The sequence below is a fragment of the Halorussus halophilus genome (assembly GCF_008831545.1).
GTDB classification, from domain to species: Archaea; Halobacteriota; Halobacteria; order Halobacteriales; family Haladaptataceae; genus Halorussus; species Halorussus halophilus.
Genome location: NZ_CP044524.1, coordinates 22,803 through 40,965, shown reverse-complemented (window position 1 = coordinate 40,965; position 18,163 = coordinate 22,803). Strand labels below are relative to the sequence as shown.

Sequence of the window (18,163 nt, the reverse complement as noted above, 5' to 3'; positions counted from 1 at the left end):
CTAACTATTATCACGACGTAGTCCATATACCCTTCTACGATGGGGGTCACATGCCAGAACTTCCGGGGGGAAAGTCATGAGACGGGTCTCTCGACGTAGCGTCCTACAGGCGCTGGGTGCCGGGACAGTCGCGTCCGTGGACCACTACGGGGGATTGACACGGAGAAGAGACACCGAGACGGGGGTCAGGGGGATGCAACCGATAGAGAACACTGAAGGTTCGGATTCGGGCTTCATCGTTCGAAAGTCAAAACAGACAACGGACACCAGCGACAGCGCGACGAACGAGACGGACGGCAACATCTCGATACAGGCGGTCGGACCGACGGACGCCGTCAGCGACACGTTTGAGTCGCTTCCGGCGGCGATAGACCACGCCTTTAGTCACACGAAAATCGTCACCGTCGCCGGGGGACACTACTCCTACTCGGAACCGATATTCCTTCCGACGCGGAGCCACCTTCACTTTCTGAACGCCACGCTGTATCCCGACGGCTGTCACGGCATCAGAACTGGCACTCCCGAACGGAGTCGGACGAGTCAGATGCTCACGGGCCGCATCGACGTCATCCCGACCGAAGGGGAGACACCTGCGAAGACCTGCCTCTTCGTGGACGGGGCGAAACTGCTCCAGATTCGGGGGTCGATAACGCTCAGAGAGGGCGCACAGCAAGCGTCGATGCTGGTCTCGGGTGGCGACGAAGGGACGTGGTGGAATAGCTACGAGGGGTTGTACGTCCTCGGTCGGTACCGCCAGACGAGTCTCGGCGAGTCGGTACCGAACGCACAGAACTTCACGAACTGTCTCTTTCGGGGCCAGTTCGACGTGGAATCCGGGAACTCCCTGCTCTGTGACCACTGCTGGTGGGAGGGCATCTCCGACGGCGAGTCCATAGAGCTGAACACGGGTAGCGTGGCGCTACACGGACGATTCGAGGGAGTACTCTTGAACATCAACACCGGAACGTTCGTGGAAATCGACGTGCAACACGAGACCGACCTCGAAATCACCAACAACGCGCCGGAGGAAGAGACGGTCGCCATCCGTCGGGAGGACTTCTCGGAGTACCGGTCGTTGCGGCGGGACGACAAACCCGTCACGAACCTCACACAGCGCGGCAGTTATGAGGCGGCCAACCGGGCACTGCTCGAACTCCGGCACACTGGCGAGGACGGCAGTCGGAGTAATCTGCTCCGCGCGGTCAGCGCGCGCCCGAACGGCTACTACTTCCGGGGCGATACGGGCGGCCAAGCAGACAAAGTCATCGAGGTAGACGGCGACTTTCGCAACGAATCGGCCGGGTCGGGACTGGTCTTGACGACGCCCGACGGATCGGCGAAGTATCGCGTCCACCTCGACAACGATGGGAACCTTCACACCGACCGAATCGACTCGGAAGGGTGAATCGGTACCGATAGACGGCCGGGTTGGTCCAGCTGGGACCGACCCGTAACGTCGGGTTTCCTCGGCTAGGAACGCAATAACAAATGCAGTCCCTGCCGGGGGTACCAACGACACGACGCGACCGTCGAATCCTGCGCTTCGGTCCGTCTCAGACACGACTATGGACGTAGTACGTAACATCGCCGAGGGGTTCCGGGCGGAAATCGGTGGCCGTCTTCTCTACTTTGCGGCCTCGGGAGCCACGCTCGTCTTCCTCGCCCGGGCCTTGCAACCGGACGCCTACGGGCTACTCTTCTTGGCAACGTCGATACTCACCGTCGGCAACCTGTTCGCCAACTTCAGCATGCCGAAGTCTGCCGCGAAGTACGTCGCCGAGTTCGCCGAAACCGACGCCGACCGACTCGGCCCCATCGTCTCGTTCTCGTTTCGGTTCGTCCTCCTGACGGTGACACTCGTCTGCATTGGTGTCGCGTTGCTACACGCCCCCGTGGCGGCTCTCTTCGGTGACCCCGGACTCGAAACGTTGCTCCTCCTCGGGACCGGCTACGTGTTCTGCCACACGTTCTACCTCTACTTCCGGAGACTGTTGCAAGGGTTCAAAGCCATCGAGCGGAGCGCGGCGGTGTACGCCACAGAGGGTGTCGGTCGATTCGTCTGTGTCGTCGCACTCGTCTCTCTCGGATTCGGTGTCTCAGGGGCACTGGTCGGCTACGCACTCGGATTCGGTCTCGCAGGCGCGGTTGGGGCCGTTCTCTTCTACCGTGGCTTCTACCCGGACCTCGATGTGGGACGTGCCATCGCCGACGAGACTCGGAGAAAACTTCTCAGGTACACCGTCCCGCTCTCGGCCACCAGTGGCGCGAATTTGCTCGACACGACGCTCGACCCGGTGGTGCTCGGCTTCATCGTCAACCCGGCCGCCGTTGGCTACTACATGCTCAGTCGGCAGGCCGTCCACTTCCTCCAAGCACCCGCGTCGGCCGTTGGATTCTCGGTCGGGCCGTGGTTCAGCGACCAGAAGGCGTCTGGCGAACTCGACCGCATCTCCAACATCTACCGGTTCACGCTCGTCCACACGCTCCTGTTCTACGTTCCGGCGGCGGCCGGACTCGCCCTCCTCGCAAGACCTGCCATCTCGATTCTGTTCGGCGCAGAGTACCTCCCCGCGACTGACGTGCTACGCGTGATGGCCGTTCTCGCGGTCCTCTGGTCCATCGAAGAGGTGTCGGACAACGCGCTCGACTATCTCGGGCGGGCGCGAGCGCGCTCTATCGCACGGGCGACGACAGCGGTTGCCTCTCTCGCACTGATCGGCCTCCTCGTTCCGGTGTACGGCGTCGTCGGTGCGGCAGTCGCAAAGGTCATCGGACACGCTGCGTACGTCGTGACGACGCTCTACATCATGCACACCGAGGTGTCCGTCCCTGTAGGTCGGTTGATGCGACAGTTAACGCTCATTCTCGCCATCACGGCTATAATGAGCGTCGTCGTCTTCACGTCCGTCGGTTTCGTCTCGGGCGCGTTCACGCTCGCTGGCGTCATCGCACTCGGTGGCGGAGTCTGGATAGTGCTTGCCGTCTCGACCGGTGTCGCGGACGTGCAGACCATCAACTCCTACTTCAACTAACCGCGGAAATCGCCAGCAGCGAGTGGCGTCGTAACTGACGATACGTTGCCAGAACTTTCGACGTACGAGACGGTAACGCGTCAGTAATTCGCGTTCATAGTTCTAAACGCTACAATCGTTTAATACTCACCTATGCCGACTACTCGTACAATCGCAAAATGAACTTCAATCGAAGTGTGGTTTCGCTCGACCTCGTCGTGTTGCTCGGAAGTGCGCTCATCGGCGTCGTGGTCGGTCTTCTCTCTCTACTCCTCCACATCGGTCAGTACGGAATCGCCTTCGCGTTCCTCACTGGGTCCGGACTCTACACGGGGGTTCGCTACTCGGACCGCGCTTCGTCACTCCCCGGCGCAGTCGAGTGGACGACACTCCGGCGAGAAGGATGGTTGTTCTACCTCTCCCAAACCCTGTACGTTCTCTTCCTCGTCGGGGCAGTCGTCTCTACCCTCTCGGAACCGTACGAGCGTCCGACGATTCACTTCGTCTTCGTCACGCTCGCGTTCGGAACCGTCCTCTTCGACGTGCTGTCGGTGGACACGGGAAGGGCGCGCATGGTCGCACTCGTCCTCTGCAAGATAGTCGTCGCCTCGCTCGCCTTCCGCTTCGCGCGCTTTTTCGTCATGGCGACAATGCCGGGGTTCGACACGCACGCACATCTCGAACTCGCCACGTACCTCGCTCAGCACGGCGCGTTCCCTCCAGACGGCGGAAAATACGTCTACGCACCCGTCTGGCACTTCGTCGTGGCGGGGACCCAACTGCTCGGCTTCGAGGGGCCGTCGTCGGTGTTCGCGGGTATCGTCGTTCCGTACGCGATTCTCACTGCAGTCGGCTGTTACCTGCTCGGCACTGAACTGATGGACCGACGCGCGGGCCTTCTCGCGGCGCTGGTCGTCAGCATCTCCGACCAGTTTCTGCTCCGCGGGGTGACGAACATCACGCCCTCGTCGGTCGTCATCGTCCTCTCTATTTTCATCTTCGTCGTGTTACTACGGGGCGACGAGCGGCCGCCGTACGTGGTGTATCCGCTCGTGGTCGTTACGTTCTTCACGCACCAACTCTCGTCGTTCGTCATCCTGCTGCTGCTGTGGGCGCTGTGGTTCGGGCAGGTCGTCTACGACCGGTTCCTCGAATCGGGACAGGCGGACCCCGCTAGCGGCTTCTCGCTCCGGTTGCGCGACGTGTTGTTGCTCGTCCCGCCGATGTTGATTCAGTGGTCTATCACGCCGTCCAGCGACCGACAGAGCTTCCTGACTAACATGGTCGAGCGACTCGTCAGGAACATCGTCCACTTCGGCGGGGGCGGGAGTAGCTACGCGGCGACACTCTCACAGTACGGCCCGATTTCGAACTTCCTCTACACGGGCGGCTACAGCATCCTGATGGCGCTCGGCATCTTCGGCGCGCTCCTCTGGCTCCACCCATCGCGTCGAACGAGAGCCCGGTTTGCGGCCGTCACCGGGGCGTTCTCGCTGTTCACCATCATTTACCCGATGACGTTCGCCGGGCTGGGCCACCTGCTTTTGCCCCATCGAATCCTCGTCTTCTTCGAGTTGTTCCTCGTGGTGTTCGCTGTCGTCGCACTCCGATTCCTCTACCGACGCGCGACCGACAACCGGAAACTCGTCGGGGTCAACCTCGTCGTCGTCCTGCTCGTGTTCTTCATGCTGACGACGCCGTTCATCAACCGAAACAACCCAGTGTACGGCGAGGAGCGTGTGGGCCGAATCGGACTGACTGACGCCGAGGTAGACGCGATGGTTTCCGCGGCATCGCGGGCAGACCCCGACCAGTCGGTCTACCTCGACAGCCTCATCTACAAGCGCACGATTCGGACCGAACTCCGACAGGCCGGGGTTCCGACGCGGGAACCGAACGGGGCAAATCTGACGACCTATCCGTCCACGACACCCATCGAAAACGACTCCTACGTCGTCGTCAGGGAGTACTATCGCCGCTCGTCGGCCGCCAGTAGCGGCAACTTGGACATCAACACGTTCGGCTTGGAGGGCAACTCGTCGGTGCAATTGTACAATCCACTCGACTGCAACGAAAAGCAGGTGGTCTATCGGACGGAAGCCGCGACCGTCTATCGCGTCGGAAACTGCTCGCCGGGGAATAGCTCCGTGGCGAATCAATCTGCTCGACAGTTCTAACTCGACGTATCAGGAGATTTTGATCACGACAGACCAGCGACGACACGCTCGTCCTCTCGCAGTCGCACGTCGTCGGCCAGTTCGCTCAGCGTTCGGAACCGATATCCTTTCTCGGTCAGCAACGAGACGAACCGCTCGAAAACGGCCACCGAGTTTTCGATGTTCCTCGTGAACGCGAGTCGTTTGAGTCGTCCCAATCGTTCGTGTGCCGCGGTGTGGAAGAAGTCGTGGAGGTGGCAGTTGTACACTAGCGTCTTGGGTAGTCGAGAGTGTTCTAGCAGTTTGAGGTACGGGTCGCCGAACAGTCGGAGGTAGCTCTGCTCCATCGGGACCCGCAGTCGCGGATGCACCGACACTGGAATCTCCAAGAGGTCGGGCGCTTCCGCGGGGTAGTACGGCCGGTGGGGAGCGTCGAGGTTGTTGTAGACGCCCGGCCGATAGGACGGACAGACGCTACTGTCGAACTCGAACTCCATCGCTGAGAGCGTGGCGAGATCCCCCTTGTCGAGGATAAACCGCGGTGCCCGATACCCGGCGGGGTCGCGGCCAAGCACGGACTCGAACGCTCGCGTTCCCGCGCGGAGCTCTCTACCGATATCGACGTTTCCGGTCATGTCGTGCTGGTACGAGTGGAGGTGAAACTCCACGTCGAGTTCCGCGTCGAGGCGTCGCACCACGTCCGGCCTGTCTTCGAGGACCTTCCCGACCACGAAGACGCTCAGCGGCACATCGAGGCGACGTACGAGGCCGACGAACTCGTCCAGATGCTCGAAAACGAGGTACTCTAACTCGCCGCCGAACGTCCAGTTGTTCTCCAAATCGAGCGTGATGCAGGCCGTTCGCGTCGAGGGGGCGTCGGCGAACCGATGTGGTTCGACGCTACTCATCTTCCAGTCCTCCCGACCATCTCGCGCACTTGCTCGACGATGACGTCTGTCGTGTCGCGCTTGTCTTCGAGCAGGCGGCGTCGGCGCGCCGCCCAGTCGGCGTCGAGCGTTCCGGAGAGAATTTCGGTCGCTTTCGCTAGGCCTCTCCGTTGGCGATTCGGTCCAGCGAAGTTGAACACTAGTCCGTACTCCGCCTCTAGTTCCTGCGTGTAGCCGACTTCGAGCGTCGAGACGTAGATCGCTGGCGTCCCCAAGACGGCGCTCTCGGTCGCCATGGTCGCGCTCTCGCCGACGAAGCAGTTTGCGTAGTGCATCAGGTGGTAGATGTCCTCGGGCGGAATCGACAGTTCGTACGACGCGAGGTCGGTCGGTAGTGGTTCTTCAGCAGTGACCAGCACGCGAGTGCCGGTCCGCTCCAATTCGGCGATCACTTCGCGGAGTCCATCGAACCCCGAACTGCCCACGTCGTGCGCGGAGTTCCACCCCACGGTTCGGAGGATGACGAACTTCTCGTCGGGATCGATTCCCTCGACTTCGAGGACGCTTGGGTCCGGTTCGAAGCGGTCGGGATGCAGGTACGCCAACTGGTGATACCCCGGGTAACGCGACTGCTTGACGCCGAGGTCGTCCCAGTAGCAGGTCGGCGTACAGATTCTGTCGGCGAAGGGAAACGCGAGTCGATTTTGGAGGTTGGCGTGTTCGGAGACGGCGAAGACGAGACTCTTCGCGCCCGTCGCTTTGGCGACGTGCGTTCCAGCGACGCCAACCTCCGCGACGAACAGGTCCGGGTCGATTTTCCGCGCCGCCCGAAGCAGGCGATACTCGAATAGCAACTGCACTAGTCCGACCTCCAACAGTTGCGGTCCGTCGAAGTTCAGGTTCGGCGCGTCCTTCGCCAACAGGACGTTGTACGGGATCTCGTAGGCGTCGAGCAGGTCTGCGAGTATCTCCTTCTCGCGGACGAAAACGTAGACGCGAAACCCTTCTCCAGCGAGTTTCCGTATGGCGTTCCTGAAGAGATGGACCTGTGCCGGGTGGCACATGGTGAACGCGACTGTCGGCGCGTCTCTGCGCCGAACGTTCCCATCGACCGCTGAGAGTTCTTCACTCTTCTGCCGTTCCACCGCGAACGCGTCTGGCACACTAGACACGTCCGTTTTCCCGCGAGACTGCGGTCGGTCGAAGCTCATCGTCCCGCCTCCGGTCGAGTGTCGTTTCCTCGTTCTATCTCCCCTCGGTCGTTCCGTCCCTCTTCGGCTCTCACCGACCTCGCGAGTAGTGCGAGTGCGACACCGACGAGTCCAGTGCTGATGGCGAGACGTTTGCCTTGCCAGTCTTCATCGACGTACTTGCGACGAAGTCGCAAGAGAAACGAGACCAACAGCAACCACGACACCTTCCGAATGTACTCGACGTAGTCGATACCGCTCACTTCGTCGCCGTAACTGCTCGCCATCGGTACGTCGGCGACCCCGACGCCCGCCGCGTTGAGTCGAGCGAGCAACTGGTTCATGTAGCCGTAGTACTCCCAGAGCGACTCCACGTCGGCTTCGAGCAGTGCCTCCCGCGAGATGGCCGTGAAGCCGTTCTGCGGGTCCGAAAGCTTCCAGTAACCGGTCGCAATTCGCGTCAGCCCGGTCAACAGGAGGTTGCCGAACAGCCGAAACGGCGGCATCTCGTGGACGAGACTCACGCCAGCGAGTCGGTCACCCTTCGCGTACCCCGCTCGGCCCTCCACGACGGGGTCGAGAATTCGGGGCAAGAGCGCGGCGTCCATCTGACCGTCGCCGTCTATCGTGGCGACGATATCGACTTCGTCTTCGAGCGCGGCGAGGTAGCCGGTCTTGACGGCACCGCCAGCGCCGCGGTTCTCGGCGTGCCTGATTCTCGTGAGTCGGCCGTCAGTCTCGTAATCCGCCACGCGGTCGGCGAGCAGGCCGCGACCGAGTCCGTCGCTCGCGGTGCTGAGGCGTTGCGTGCCGGAGCGTTGCGGATGGCTCTTGGCACCGGAAATCCCTAGCATCGCCGCCCACGTGCCGTCCGTCGAAGCGTCGTCCACGAGGTAGATTTCGTCTACGAACGCGGGCAACTCGCGGACGACTCCGGCGACGAAGTTCTCCTCGTTGTACGCCGGGACGACGACGCCCACCGAGTGGTCCCGGTACATCTCACAGCCTCCTGTAGGTGAACCCACAGGCGGCCGCCTTCTCGCGGTCGAAGGCGTTCCCGATGTCCACCAACACGGGGTCGTCTGCCATCCGACGCGCCATCGATTCGAGGTCGAACTCCCGAATCTCGTCGTGGGGAGTCAGCACGACAGCGGCGTCCACGTCGGTGAAGTCCGGTTCCGACTGCACGTCCAAGTCGAACTTCTCTGGTAACGACTGCTCCTCGTAGAACGGGTCCCAACCGAGCAGTTCGAGGTCCAGTTCCCGAAGTTGAGAGACGATGTCAGCGAGCAGTGAGTTCCGGAGGTCGGGGACGTTCGGCTTGTAGGCGAATCCCAGCAGCAGCAGTCGAGACCCGGCGACGCTCTCGGGAAGTGCGCCCTCGGTCCGAAGGTTGGGATGTTGTTCTGCCTCCTCGAACTTCGCGGAGTAGAGAGCGTCGAGCGTCAGCGAGAACGCGTACCGTCGCATCTCGCGGTTGACTCCACGAGCGGCGCGGATGAGGTTCGGAGTGTAGCCGCTCTCCTCGAACCGGTGGCGCAAGTAGTGGGGGTCAACCGGGATGCAGTGGCCGCCGACGACTCCGGGTTCGTAGTCGTGGAAGTTCCACTTCGTCTTCGCCGTCTCTAGGACCTCGTATGGGTCCAACTCGAAGTCCAGTTGCCGACACGCCATCGTGAACTCGTTGACGAGGGCGATGTTGACGTCGCGCTGGGTGTTCTCCAGACACTTCGACGCCTCCGCCGTCTCGATGGTGTCGGCGGCGTACACCTCGCCCTCGGCTAGACTCTCGTACAGCGCGACGAGTTTCACCAGCGTCGCCTCGTCTTCGGCGCTGACGACCTTCGTCGCCTCGGCCAGTTTCGGACCGCCGCCACCGGGGACGATGCGCTCAGGCGAGTACCCGACGCTGAAGTCCACGCCGCCCTGTTCTCCAGCACCGCGTTCGAGTGCAGGACGGAGGACTTCCCGAGTCGCACCGGGGTACAGCGTCGATTCGAACACGACGGTCGTCCCGTCGGAAATGTGGCGGCCGATGGTCTCGCTCGCGAATTCGAGGTTGTCGAGGTCAGGCGTCTGCGTCTCGTCTACCGGCGTCGGCAGTGCGACGAGTACGAACCTGCTATCTGCGAGGTCCTTCGGCGAGTCGGTGAACGTGACGTCGCTCTCCGCGATTCGTTCGTCACCGAACTCGCCAGTCGGGTCGTGGCCGTCTCGAAGTTCTCGAATCCGTTCGCCGTCGATGTCGTAACCAACAGTCGAGTAGCCTGCGTCGTCGAACGCCATCGCGAGAGTAAGTCCGACGTACCCCAACCCGACGATGGAGCTATCGCTACTCGCTTCGCTGTTCATCGCTCTACTCACCTCGTACGACCGGAGACTGCCCCCGGTCCCCCTGTTTAGAGATAGCTATAGCTGTGGCTTGCATTTTCTCAGTCTCCTTGGAATGCTCTCGGCGCGAAAGCAGGTTCAATCGGTTCTGGTATATAAACAACCGACCGTTCACGTCCGCTTCGTCCGTTTCTGAATCGTTACTTTCGAGCCGCGTCGGACCGAGTATCGGTAATCCGGAAATTCGTCGTATAGCCGGAGTCTACCCGGTCGGTCTCGTCCCACAGTTTCGACCACCCGAGAATTCGGGTCATCGACGGCCGCTGTAATCCGGATTATCTGTCCGACGACGCTACTGTTTACGTCGTCGCTCTGCGTGGCTGTTCTGACCCGACATATCTGGATACGAACGGCAATTCGGCCTGCGACTCACTCACTGATTCGACTTTCTCTGGGGCCGCGGTTCGCCGATGACGAGGGACGCGCCGACGACGAGCAGAAAGACGGCGACGAGGAGGATGCTCCCGGTCGCGCTGTCGGTGAAGGCGGTGGTATCGAGCGAGTAGTGAGACCAGAAGATATCGACCAGCGGCGTGTGGTCGGTCGGTTCGAGACTCGGCACGAGGACGTCCACGTCGGGTAGCATCGCCCAGACGCCGCTCGCGAAGACGACGACGGCGTTGCGCGTCGTCCACGGGTATCGACCCAGAATCAACAGCAGTACGATTGCACCAGTCGCTCCCACTGCGAAGTGCCCCATTCCCATCGCCATACGCTCTCCAAGGACAGCACGCTTGTAGGTGTTTGCCCAAATTCTGTCCCCGCTACCTGTTCCCGAAGAGGCTAACCGACAGCGGTCCGAACGAAACCGTATGTGGCCGTGGGGACACCTCGCTGTGGGATATCTGAGCTATCGCCTGTTAGGTCGTCTCGACTCGGGTCTCAAACCGGGTGGCCGCGCGACGGTGGCCGTGGCAGCCGGGACGCAGTTCCCAGACCTCATCGACAAGCCACTCGCGTGGTCGCTCGAACTACTCCCACACGGTCGGTCGCTCGCTCACTCGCTGTTCACCGCGCTGGTGGTCGTCGCTGTGGTCCGGTTCGCGCTCCGTCGCCGAGACCACGATGCCGAGGCGACTGCGTTCGCCGTCGGCTACGCAAGTCACTTGGTAGCCGACGCGATTCACCCCGCGATTCGTGGCGAGCTCGGCGAACTCGGCTATCTCGCGTGGCCGGTCGTCCCTGCACCGACGTACGAGACGGTCCCGAGTTTCGCCTCGCAGTTTACCTCGGCGAATCTCACGCCGTTCTTCGTCGCCGAACTCGCGTTGACGGTGGCTGTGGCCGCGCTCTGGCTTCGGGACGGCGCGCCGGGTCTCGGCGTTCTCAGAGCCGTTCCGGCGTGGGTCGGTCGAAAGCTCTCGACGTGACCTCGTCGGACCTGTCTCGGTTCAAACTAACCCTCGATTTTTTCTAATCCGTCGTGGTTAGCCCGGCCGGGGGAGAACACAAAATGAGTCGGAGGCAGGTCATAGCGGTAGTGGTACTGACAGTCGCGGTGATTTCCGGCGGGGTCGCGGCGACGCTCGGCACGACGGCCGACGCCGAACGGGGACCAGCTACACAGAGCTCTGACCAGCAGGCCGTAGACCGCTTCGCGTCGGCGGCGTTGCAGAACCAGACGACGAACGCTTCGTCGGTCACCTTCGAGAACCAGACGAGTAACGGGTCGGCAGTGACGATTGCCAACGTCACCGTGCCGGACGGTGGCTTCGTCGTCGTCCACGACCGGGAACTCTTGAACGGGTCGGTCTTGGACAGCGTCCTCGGGGCGTCGGCGTACCTCGAACCGGGAACTCACGAGAACGTCACCGTCACCTTCGACGAGCAAATAGAGGCGGACCAACTCCTGCTCGCGGTCACGTATCGAGACACGAACGGCAACGAGACGTTCGAGTTCGTCCGTTCGCAGGGTGAAGCAGACAGCGCGTACGTCGTGGAGAATCAGGTGGTCATCGACGACGCGGCGGTGACCGTCGAGGCCCAATCGGCGGAGACGACGACGGAAGTGGTCGAGACGACGACGGAAGTAGCTGAGACGACAGAACAAGTGGAGACCACGGAAGAACCAGCAGAGACGACGACCGAGGAACTCCCAACGACGACTGAGGTATCCGTCGAGACGACGACAGCGGTCGAGACGACTGAAGTCTCAGTCGAAACCACGACGGAGGACGTGGAGACTACTACAGTGGCCGAAACGACGACCGATGAACCGACCGAAACGACCACCGCGGTCGAAACCACAACGCCCGCAGAACCGGCACTGCTGGTTTCGAACGTCGTCAGTCCGCGGCGAATCGACGTGGACGGCGGGTCGTTGGTCGTGAACGCCCAAGTTGAGAACCCGAGCGACAGAGCGGTGACCGAGACCGTGCAACTGCGGGTGAACGGCACTGTCGTGCAGGAACGCCCCGTCACCGTCGCTGCTGGCGAGACAGTAGCCGTTCAGTTCGAGGTCTCGACGAGCGAACTCGAACCCGGCCTGAACTACGTCGGTGTCCTCACGCGGGACTTCGGCGAAATCGTCCGCGTCACGGGGACAGAAATCACGAACGAGACGACGACAGCGTACTGACCGAGTCCAGCGAGATGCCGCTGGACGTTCGACCATTTCTTTTCCGATCGTGTTCTCACCGTGACGACTCTCCAGGCGACACTAGATTGATAGGCTAGCGGGTTGCCGAGGCTCTATGGCAGACGACGTGACTCTCCGGGCGGTTGGTGATATCATGACTGGCTTCTCGCTGTCGTGGCGATATCTGACCGAACCACCCGAGACGTTCGCCGCGCACCGTCTCGTACACTCCGATAGCTGTCTCGTTCACCCGTCTCTCAGGTCTGACCTCCGGAACGCAGACCTGACGATTGGGAACCTCGAAGCGGTGATATCTGATTCGTTCGCACTCCCGTACGACGAACCGCCACCGCCGATTATGTCGCCACCGGAGACAGCGGACTTCTTGGCGGACAGCGGCTTCGACGTGGTCCACATCGACAACAACCACATCCTCGACCACGGCGAAGGGCTTCTCGCGGAGACGAAGGCACGACTGGACGAGGCCGGAATCGAGTACGTCGGGTCGCCACTTGGTCGCGAGCAACCCAAGACGTTCTCGTGTAACGGTCACGACGTTCACGTCGCGGGATTCAACCTCTGTTCCGGCGACGAGTCGAGCGACCCCGAGGAGATACTGACGACTGCCGAGGACATCGCCGCTCGTGACGGATTCTCAGTACTGTCGATACACTGGGGGTCCGGATTTGAGCATACGCTCCGGCCGTCGCCCGCCCAGATTTCGCTCGCAAACGACCTCGCGTCGATGGGTGTCGATGCGGTCCTCGGCCATCACTCACACACGTTCCAACCGGTGGAACTGCGCCACGGAACTGCCGTCGCGTACAGTCTCGGCAACTTCGTCTTCGACATGTGGCGCGAAGCGAACGTCGAGAGCGGCGTCCTTGAATTCGGTCTCGCTTCCGGGAGCGACCCGCGAGTAGCGGTTCGGACGACGAGAAACGATGGAGCGACCGTCGAACCCTACGACGTGCCTCGGATACGGGCGCAAGTTCCGACGGACGTAGACCTCGTCTCTCCCGACGAGTACGACAGAGAGGCGAAAGCGGCGAGGACGAATCACCGCCGAGAGGTCTTGAAAGCCTACGCGAGCAACACGTTCCAGTTCCCGCTTCGGTTCCATGCACGAACCGTCAAGTGGTGGGCGCACAAGGTCGTCCGAGAGCTTCGAAGTAGCAACCCGCTGGATTCGACGGGACAGTGACGGGTCTGCCGAGGAGACATCTCCAAAATCGCGAGTAGAGTTTCATTAAATAAGATAAATGGCTGTCTAGTCGTGACATTCCCAGAGAACGCTACACATCGACCAAAAAGTTCATACACGTGGCACCCCGGGTAATCACTGCGCATGGCACGCGAACGACTGGTTACGAAACAGCAGACAGAGGAATCACTACTCGACCGGCGGTCGTATCTCAAGATGGCTGGTGCAGCCGCTGGCGCAGTCGCTGCGACTGCTCCCGCCAGTGCGGCCGACTCGACAATCGGGTACGGCGAGGGTGGCTACGGACAGACCGAGTACGGTGGGGGAACTTTTAGCGGGAACTCTCCCGCTATCGACGGGTTCCGAGTCACCAAGAGCAAGCGACTCGGCTCGAACCGGATGTTCTCGGTCCGATGGGCCGTCTCAGACCCCGACGAGAACCTCGACGTGGTGGAAGTCGCAGTCAACACCGATCCGGGGAACGTGAACTTCTCGGTGTCGAACGTGGACGGCGCGAGCGCGTCCGGCTGGGACCTCTTCCAGTTCCCGATTGGCACGCGGGCAGAGGTCAGCGTTCGCGTCGAGGATGCCTCCGGCAACACGACGAAGCGGACGACGACCGTCTCCCTGTAACATCGAGACGCGCTCGCTGTTTTTTTGGTGCAGTCGAATCGGAACCCAACTCTTTAGTGTCAGTGACATATCTGACAGTACCATGAGGAACGACCACACGTCTGACGGTGCGACCTACCACACTTCGGGGTGGTAGCCGGATGCGGACGTCATTCTGCAACCTATTCGACGCTCAGTATCGAGGGACCCGTCGATGAGCGACCCGCTGCTCTCGGTGCGGGACCTCCACGTTCGCTTTCGCTCCGCAGAGCGTGGCGGTCTCGTCCGCGCGGTCGATGGCGTCAGCTTCGACGTGAACCCCGGCGAGACGGTCTGTCTGGTCGGGGAGTCAGGGTCGGGCAAGACAGTCACCTGCGAGTCGGTCACCGGTCTCGTGGACGCTGAGGAGACCACCGGAGAGATTCGATTCGACGACCGCAATCTCGTCGGTCTCTCGGAGTCGGACCTGCGGTCGGTCCGGGGCAACCGCATCGCGCACGTCTTCCAGAACCCGCAGAACGCCCTCGACCCAGTGTACACCGTCGGCGCGCAACTGGTCGAAACGATTCGATTCGGGAAGGACTGCTCGAAGGACGTAGCGCGAGAGCGGGCCATCGAACTGCTCGACAGGGTCGGCATCCCCGAGGCGGCGACCCGGTTCGACGACTACCCCCACGAGTTCTCCGGCGGCATGCGCCAGCGCGTCGTCGTCGCCATGGCGCTCTCTGGCGACCCCGACTTGCTCATCGCCGACGAACCGACGACGGCGCTCGACGTGACGATCCAGGCCGGAATTTTAGAACTCCTGCGCGAACTACAAGCCGAGCGCGACATGGCGGTCCTCTTCGTCACGCACGACCTCGGCGTCGTCGCGCAACTCGCCGACCGCGTCGTCGTCATGTACGGGGGTAAAGTGATGGAGCGCGGTGACGTTCACGGCGTCTTCGACGACCCGGCCCACCGGTACACGCAGGCACTGCTCGACTGTCTGCCCGGAAGCGGTGGCGGTCTCGACCCGGTTCCGGGGTCACCGGTAGACCCCGCTGACCCGCCCGAAGGCTGTCGATTCCATCCGCGATGTTCGGCCGCAGTTTCGGCGTGCAAATCGGGCGACCACCCGCCACTGTACGACCTCGCCGACTCCGATATCGCCGACTCCGATATCGCCGACTCCGACCTCGGGGAATCCAATCGCGATGGCTGTGCGTCCTGCGTCTTCTACGGCCCGGAGCGCGAGACGACCGACTTAGAACTCAGTCCCACTACCAGCGCGGAGGCGACCGATGACTGAAACGCTCCTGTCGGTTCGAAATCTGGAGAAGCATTACCCAATCTCGGAGGGCATCCTCGCCCGCGAGAGTGGCCGCGTCAGAGCGGTCGATGGCGTGAGTTTCGACGTGGCACGCGGCGAGACGCTCGGACTCATCGGCGAGTCGGGAAGCGGGAAATCGACTGTCGCGTCCTCGATGGTCCGACTCGAAACGCCCACCGGCGGCGAAGTGTTCTTCGACGGCGAACGAGTCGCCGACCACGACGACGATGCACGTCGAGACTTCCGACGGCGCGTCGGCGTCGTCTTCCAGAACCCTGATTCGAGTCTCGACCCGCGGATGACCGTCGGCGATTCCATCGCGGAACCGCTCGCCATCCACAACCTCGGCCGCGAGGAACAACGCCGCGAACTCGTGGAAGCACTCCTCGAACGCGTGGGTCTGTCGGCGAGCGACGCTGACCGCTACCCCCACTCGCTGTCGGGCGGTCAGAAACAGCGCGCGGCCATCGCCCGCGCGCTCGTCGTCAATCCAGACCTGCTCGTCGCCGACGAACCCGTCTCGGCGCTCGACGCCTCCGTACAGGCCGACATCCTCGCACTGCTGGACGACTTGAAGCGTGACTTCGACCTTGGCGTGCTGTTCATCAGCCACGACATGGCCGTCGTGCGCGAAGTCTGTGACCGCGTGGCCGTGATGTATCTCGGCGAAATCGTCGAGCGCGGCCCGACGCAGGCAGTTCTCGCGGACCCCCAACACCCCTACACGCGAGCGTTGGCAGCGGCGATTCCGCGACCCGACCCGACCGCCGAATTCACGCAGGTGGACCTCTCGGGCGAAGTGCCTGACGCCGCGAACCCGCCTGCGGGTTGTCGATTCCACACCAGATGCCCGGAAATTATCCAGCCCGATGGCTACGACTTCGAGCAAGGGAATTGGCGCGCGGTGATGGACCTCCGCGTGGCGCTCGCAGACGGTTTCGACCACGACGCGCTCGAAGCCTACGCCGCGACTGAAGGGAGCGGCGAAAACGGGGACAGCCCTGACCTTCACGCCGCGGTCCGCGACCGCTACGAGATTCCCGCCGAACTGACCGACTCCGACGCAGAGTCCGTGCTGGCCGACGCAATCGAGTCGCTCGTCGAGGGCGACGCCACTGTCGCCCGCGAGACGCTCTCGCGGGAGTTCGAGACGATCTGCGAGCGAGAACGCACGGGCCTCGGCGAGACCGACGGGACGACGGCAGGCCACTCTGCGGCGTGTCACCTTCACGACGCGGCGGACGCGGCGACCGAACGGGCAGTCGAGAGTCAGGAAACTGATTGAAACGACGGACAGACGGCGAAAACCTCGAAAAACTGCCACAAACTGTTATCGCTCTGTTATCAGCCACGATTCGTTAGACAAAGATGACAACTTCGTTCGAACTGACGAGGTGACTTCGTAGCTCGATTCTGATTTTCGGCACTCTCGGTCACTTTCTCGCCGCTCTTCGACCGGCAGCTGAAGTGATCCACCCCCGATTTTCGGTATCACGAACTTGCTACTAGTCTCGGCCACTCGAAGTAACCTTTTTAACAGCGCCTCGAATATAGGTCAATCATAAAGATATTTACAGGGGTAGCGTAAACCACGCGATTGTCACACACTCGCAAGACCTGTGAAAGACGCGCGGTGGCTCCACGGCGTGTGGCGGACCACCAAGTGCGAATCGGCGGACTACCGAGATCCAAGCGGCGACAGGACGACGGTGACGAGTCCCTCGAACGGCGCCCACCGAACAGGAGGAGACGACACGTGTTCGAAACGACGAACTCATCGATGGCAGGACGGGAGACGAAGCGTCGGAGAGTTGCTGGTGTCGTGCTGCAGGAGGAACTCCCGTGACCGACGAAATCGCTCCGCTCGGTGCGAGCGAGTACCTCTGCTATCGACTCCTCGTCGAACTCGAAGCGTCGAAGAGCAGTCAGATTTCCCGCTCGAAGTTCCATCGACTGAGTTGCATCACCGACCGGTACCTCGACTCGGAACTCGGCGTGGATATCGGATTCCCGCGCTACTGGTACCTCTACGGCGAAGTCGTGGACGAACAGTCGCTCGACGGCCGATTCTACCACGCGCCCGCCGCGAAGCACTGGAACGGCCAGCGCTACGTGCCCGCCGACGACGTGAGCGACTGGGACTTCGTCGTGGACGACGAGACGAAGTCGCGAATCGAGACGGCAGTCGGCCGGACCGTCCAGCGATTCGAACGCGCGTCGATGGAACAGATAAAGCGCTACCAGCACCGCGAACACATCCCCAACGAGTTCGTCCGGGCGTACAGCGACCTGCGGTCGCAACTCAAACGGGTCGATTTGGACGAACAGTACACGCTCGGTGACTTCACTCCCACCGAGAAACCGACAGTGGAGTTCGTCGAGGCGTCGCTCGACGCGATGGCCGAGACGTATCCGCGCGAGGACTACCCCGAGGCGTACCACCTCTTCGCGGAGTGGGAGGAGACAGTTCGCCTCTTGCTGGACGACGACCCGGACTACGCCACCGTCGAGGCGTTCCTCGACTCGTTCGTCACCATGCTGGCGAAGGTCGAACTGCGATTCCACCATCGCCAGCACATCCCCGACGAACGAATCATGGCGTGGGAAGACGAGCGACTCGAAGTCAAAGACGAGTTCGCTGGGCAACTGGCCGACAAACGTCGTGAACTGCTGGCGAGTAGTCGGAGTTTCAACCTGACCGGAACCGGGAACGGGTCCGACGGTGCCCGGCGTCGCCTCGTCGGGTCCCACGTCCGGAACGAGTCGCGGTAATTGTCTATTTTAGTACATAATTCGATTTCAGCGAACGGTTTTGTGGGTAG

Annotated in this window: 15 protein-coding genes; 10 read left to right on the top strand and 5 right to left on the bottom strand. The window is 61.9% G+C overall.

What is annotated here, in order from left to right; translation table 11 throughout:
- The first annotated feature begins 76 nt into the window (after positions 1 to 76).
- The 3 genes from F7R90_RS18235 (at position 77) to F7R90_RS18225 (ending at position 5,188) form a co-directional block, all read left to right on the top strand.
- Complete coding sequence (locus tag F7R90_RS18235) at positions 77 to 1,405, top strand: hypothetical protein (RefSeq protein ID WP_158059005.1); 1,329 nt, start codon at positions 77 to 79, stop codon at positions 1,403 to 1,405.
- Positions 1,406 to 1,565: 160 nt separating this feature from the next.
- A complete protein-coding gene (locus tag F7R90_RS18230) occupies positions 1,566 to 3,032 on the top strand; it encodes an oligosaccharide flippase family protein (protein ID WP_158059004.1) in 1,467 nt (488 codons plus the stop codon).
- A 158-nt stretch (positions 3,033 to 3,190) separates the two neighbouring features.
- Positions 3,191 to 5,188 carry a hypothetical protein gene (locus F7R90_RS18225; RefSeq protein ID WP_225741352.1) on the top strand — a complete coding sequence of 666 codons (1,998 nt, stop codon included), beginning with the start codon at positions 3,191 to 3,193 and terminating at the stop codon, positions 5,186 to 5,188.
- Between the two features lie 23 nt (positions 5,189 to 5,211).
- On the opposite strand, the gene F7R90_RS18220 is transcribed toward F7R90_RS18225, so the two are convergent.
- The 5 genes from F7R90_RS18220 to F7R90_RS18200 all read right to left on the bottom strand — a co-directional run bounded on the left by F7R90_RS18220 (position 5,212) and on the right by F7R90_RS18200 (position 10,347).
- Positions 5,212 to 6,075 carry a polysaccharide deacetylase family protein gene (locus F7R90_RS18220; protein ID WP_158059003.1) on the bottom strand — a complete coding sequence of 288 codons (864 nt, stop codon included), beginning with the start codon at positions 6,073 to 6,075 and terminating at the stop codon, positions 5,212 to 5,214.
- Complete coding sequence (locus F7R90_RS18215) at positions 6,072 to 7,265, bottom strand: DUF354 domain-containing protein (protein ID WP_225741351.1); 1,194 nt, start codon at positions 7,263 to 7,265, stop codon at positions 6,072 to 6,074. The genes F7R90_RS18220 and F7R90_RS18215 overlap by 4 nt, the downstream gene beginning before the upstream one ends.
- A complete protein-coding gene (locus tag F7R90_RS18210; RefSeq protein WP_158059002.1) occupies positions 7,262 to 8,242 on the bottom strand; it encodes a glycosyltransferase family 2 protein in 981 nt (326 codons plus the stop codon). The genes F7R90_RS18215 and F7R90_RS18210 overlap by 4 nt, the downstream gene beginning before the upstream one ends.
- 1 nt (position 8,243) lies before the next feature.
- Complete coding sequence (locus F7R90_RS18205; protein WP_158059001.1) at positions 8,244 to 9,596, bottom strand: nucleotide sugar dehydrogenase; 1,353 nt, start codon at positions 9,594 to 9,596, stop codon at positions 8,244 to 8,246.
- Between the two features lie 412 nt (positions 9,597 to 10,008).
- Positions 10,009 to 10,347: a hypothetical protein gene (locus F7R90_RS18200; RefSeq protein WP_158059000.1), complete on the bottom strand. Its 339-nt coding sequence runs from the start codon at positions 10,345 to 10,347 to the stop codon at positions 10,009 to 10,011.
- 100 nt (positions 10,348 to 10,447) lie between these two features.
- Between F7R90_RS18200 and F7R90_RS18195 the strand changes: the two genes are divergently transcribed.
- From F7R90_RS18195 to F7R90_RS18165, 7 genes are all read left to right on the top strand, one after another.
- Entirely contained in the window at positions 10,448 to 11,005 is a 558-nt protein-coding gene (locus tag F7R90_RS18195) for a metal-dependent hydrolase (protein WP_158058999.1), read from the top strand.
- Positions 11,006 to 11,088: 83 nt separating this feature from the next.
- Entirely contained in the window at positions 11,089 to 12,213 is a 1,125-nt protein-coding gene (locus F7R90_RS18190; RefSeq protein WP_158058998.1) for a DUF7282 domain-containing protein, read from the top strand.
- A 115-nt stretch (positions 12,214 to 12,328) separates the two neighbouring features.
- Positions 12,329 to 13,417: a CapA family protein gene (locus F7R90_RS18185; protein WP_158058997.1), complete on the top strand. Its 1,089-nt coding sequence runs from the start codon at positions 12,329 to 12,331 to the stop codon at positions 13,415 to 13,417.
- Positions 13,418 to 13,561: 144 nt separating this feature from the next.
- Entirely contained in the window at positions 13,562 to 14,050 is a 489-nt protein-coding gene (locus tag F7R90_RS18180; RefSeq protein WP_158058996.1) for a hypothetical protein, read from the top strand.
- A 193-nt stretch (positions 14,051 to 14,243) separates the two neighbouring features.
- Positions 14,244 to 15,320, top strand: a complete 1,077-nt coding sequence (locus tag F7R90_RS18175) for an ABC transporter ATP-binding protein (RefSeq protein ID WP_158058995.1) — start codon at positions 14,244 to 14,246, stop codon at positions 15,318 to 15,320.
- Positions 15,313 to 16,626 carry an ABC transporter ATP-binding protein gene (locus tag F7R90_RS18170; RefSeq protein ID WP_158058994.1) on the top strand — a complete coding sequence of 438 codons (1,314 nt, stop codon included), beginning with the start codon at positions 15,313 to 15,315 and terminating at the stop codon, positions 16,624 to 16,626. Before F7R90_RS18175 ends, F7R90_RS18170 begins: the two co-directional genes overlap by 8 nt.
- Before the next feature lie 557 nt (positions 16,627 to 17,183).
- Positions 17,184 to 18,113 (top strand): hypothetical protein, encoded by a 930-nt coding sequence (locus tag F7R90_RS18165; protein WP_158058993.1) that lies wholly within the window; start codon positions 17,184 to 17,186, stop codon positions 18,111 to 18,113.
- Positions 18,114 to 18,163 lie beyond the last annotated feature (50 nt).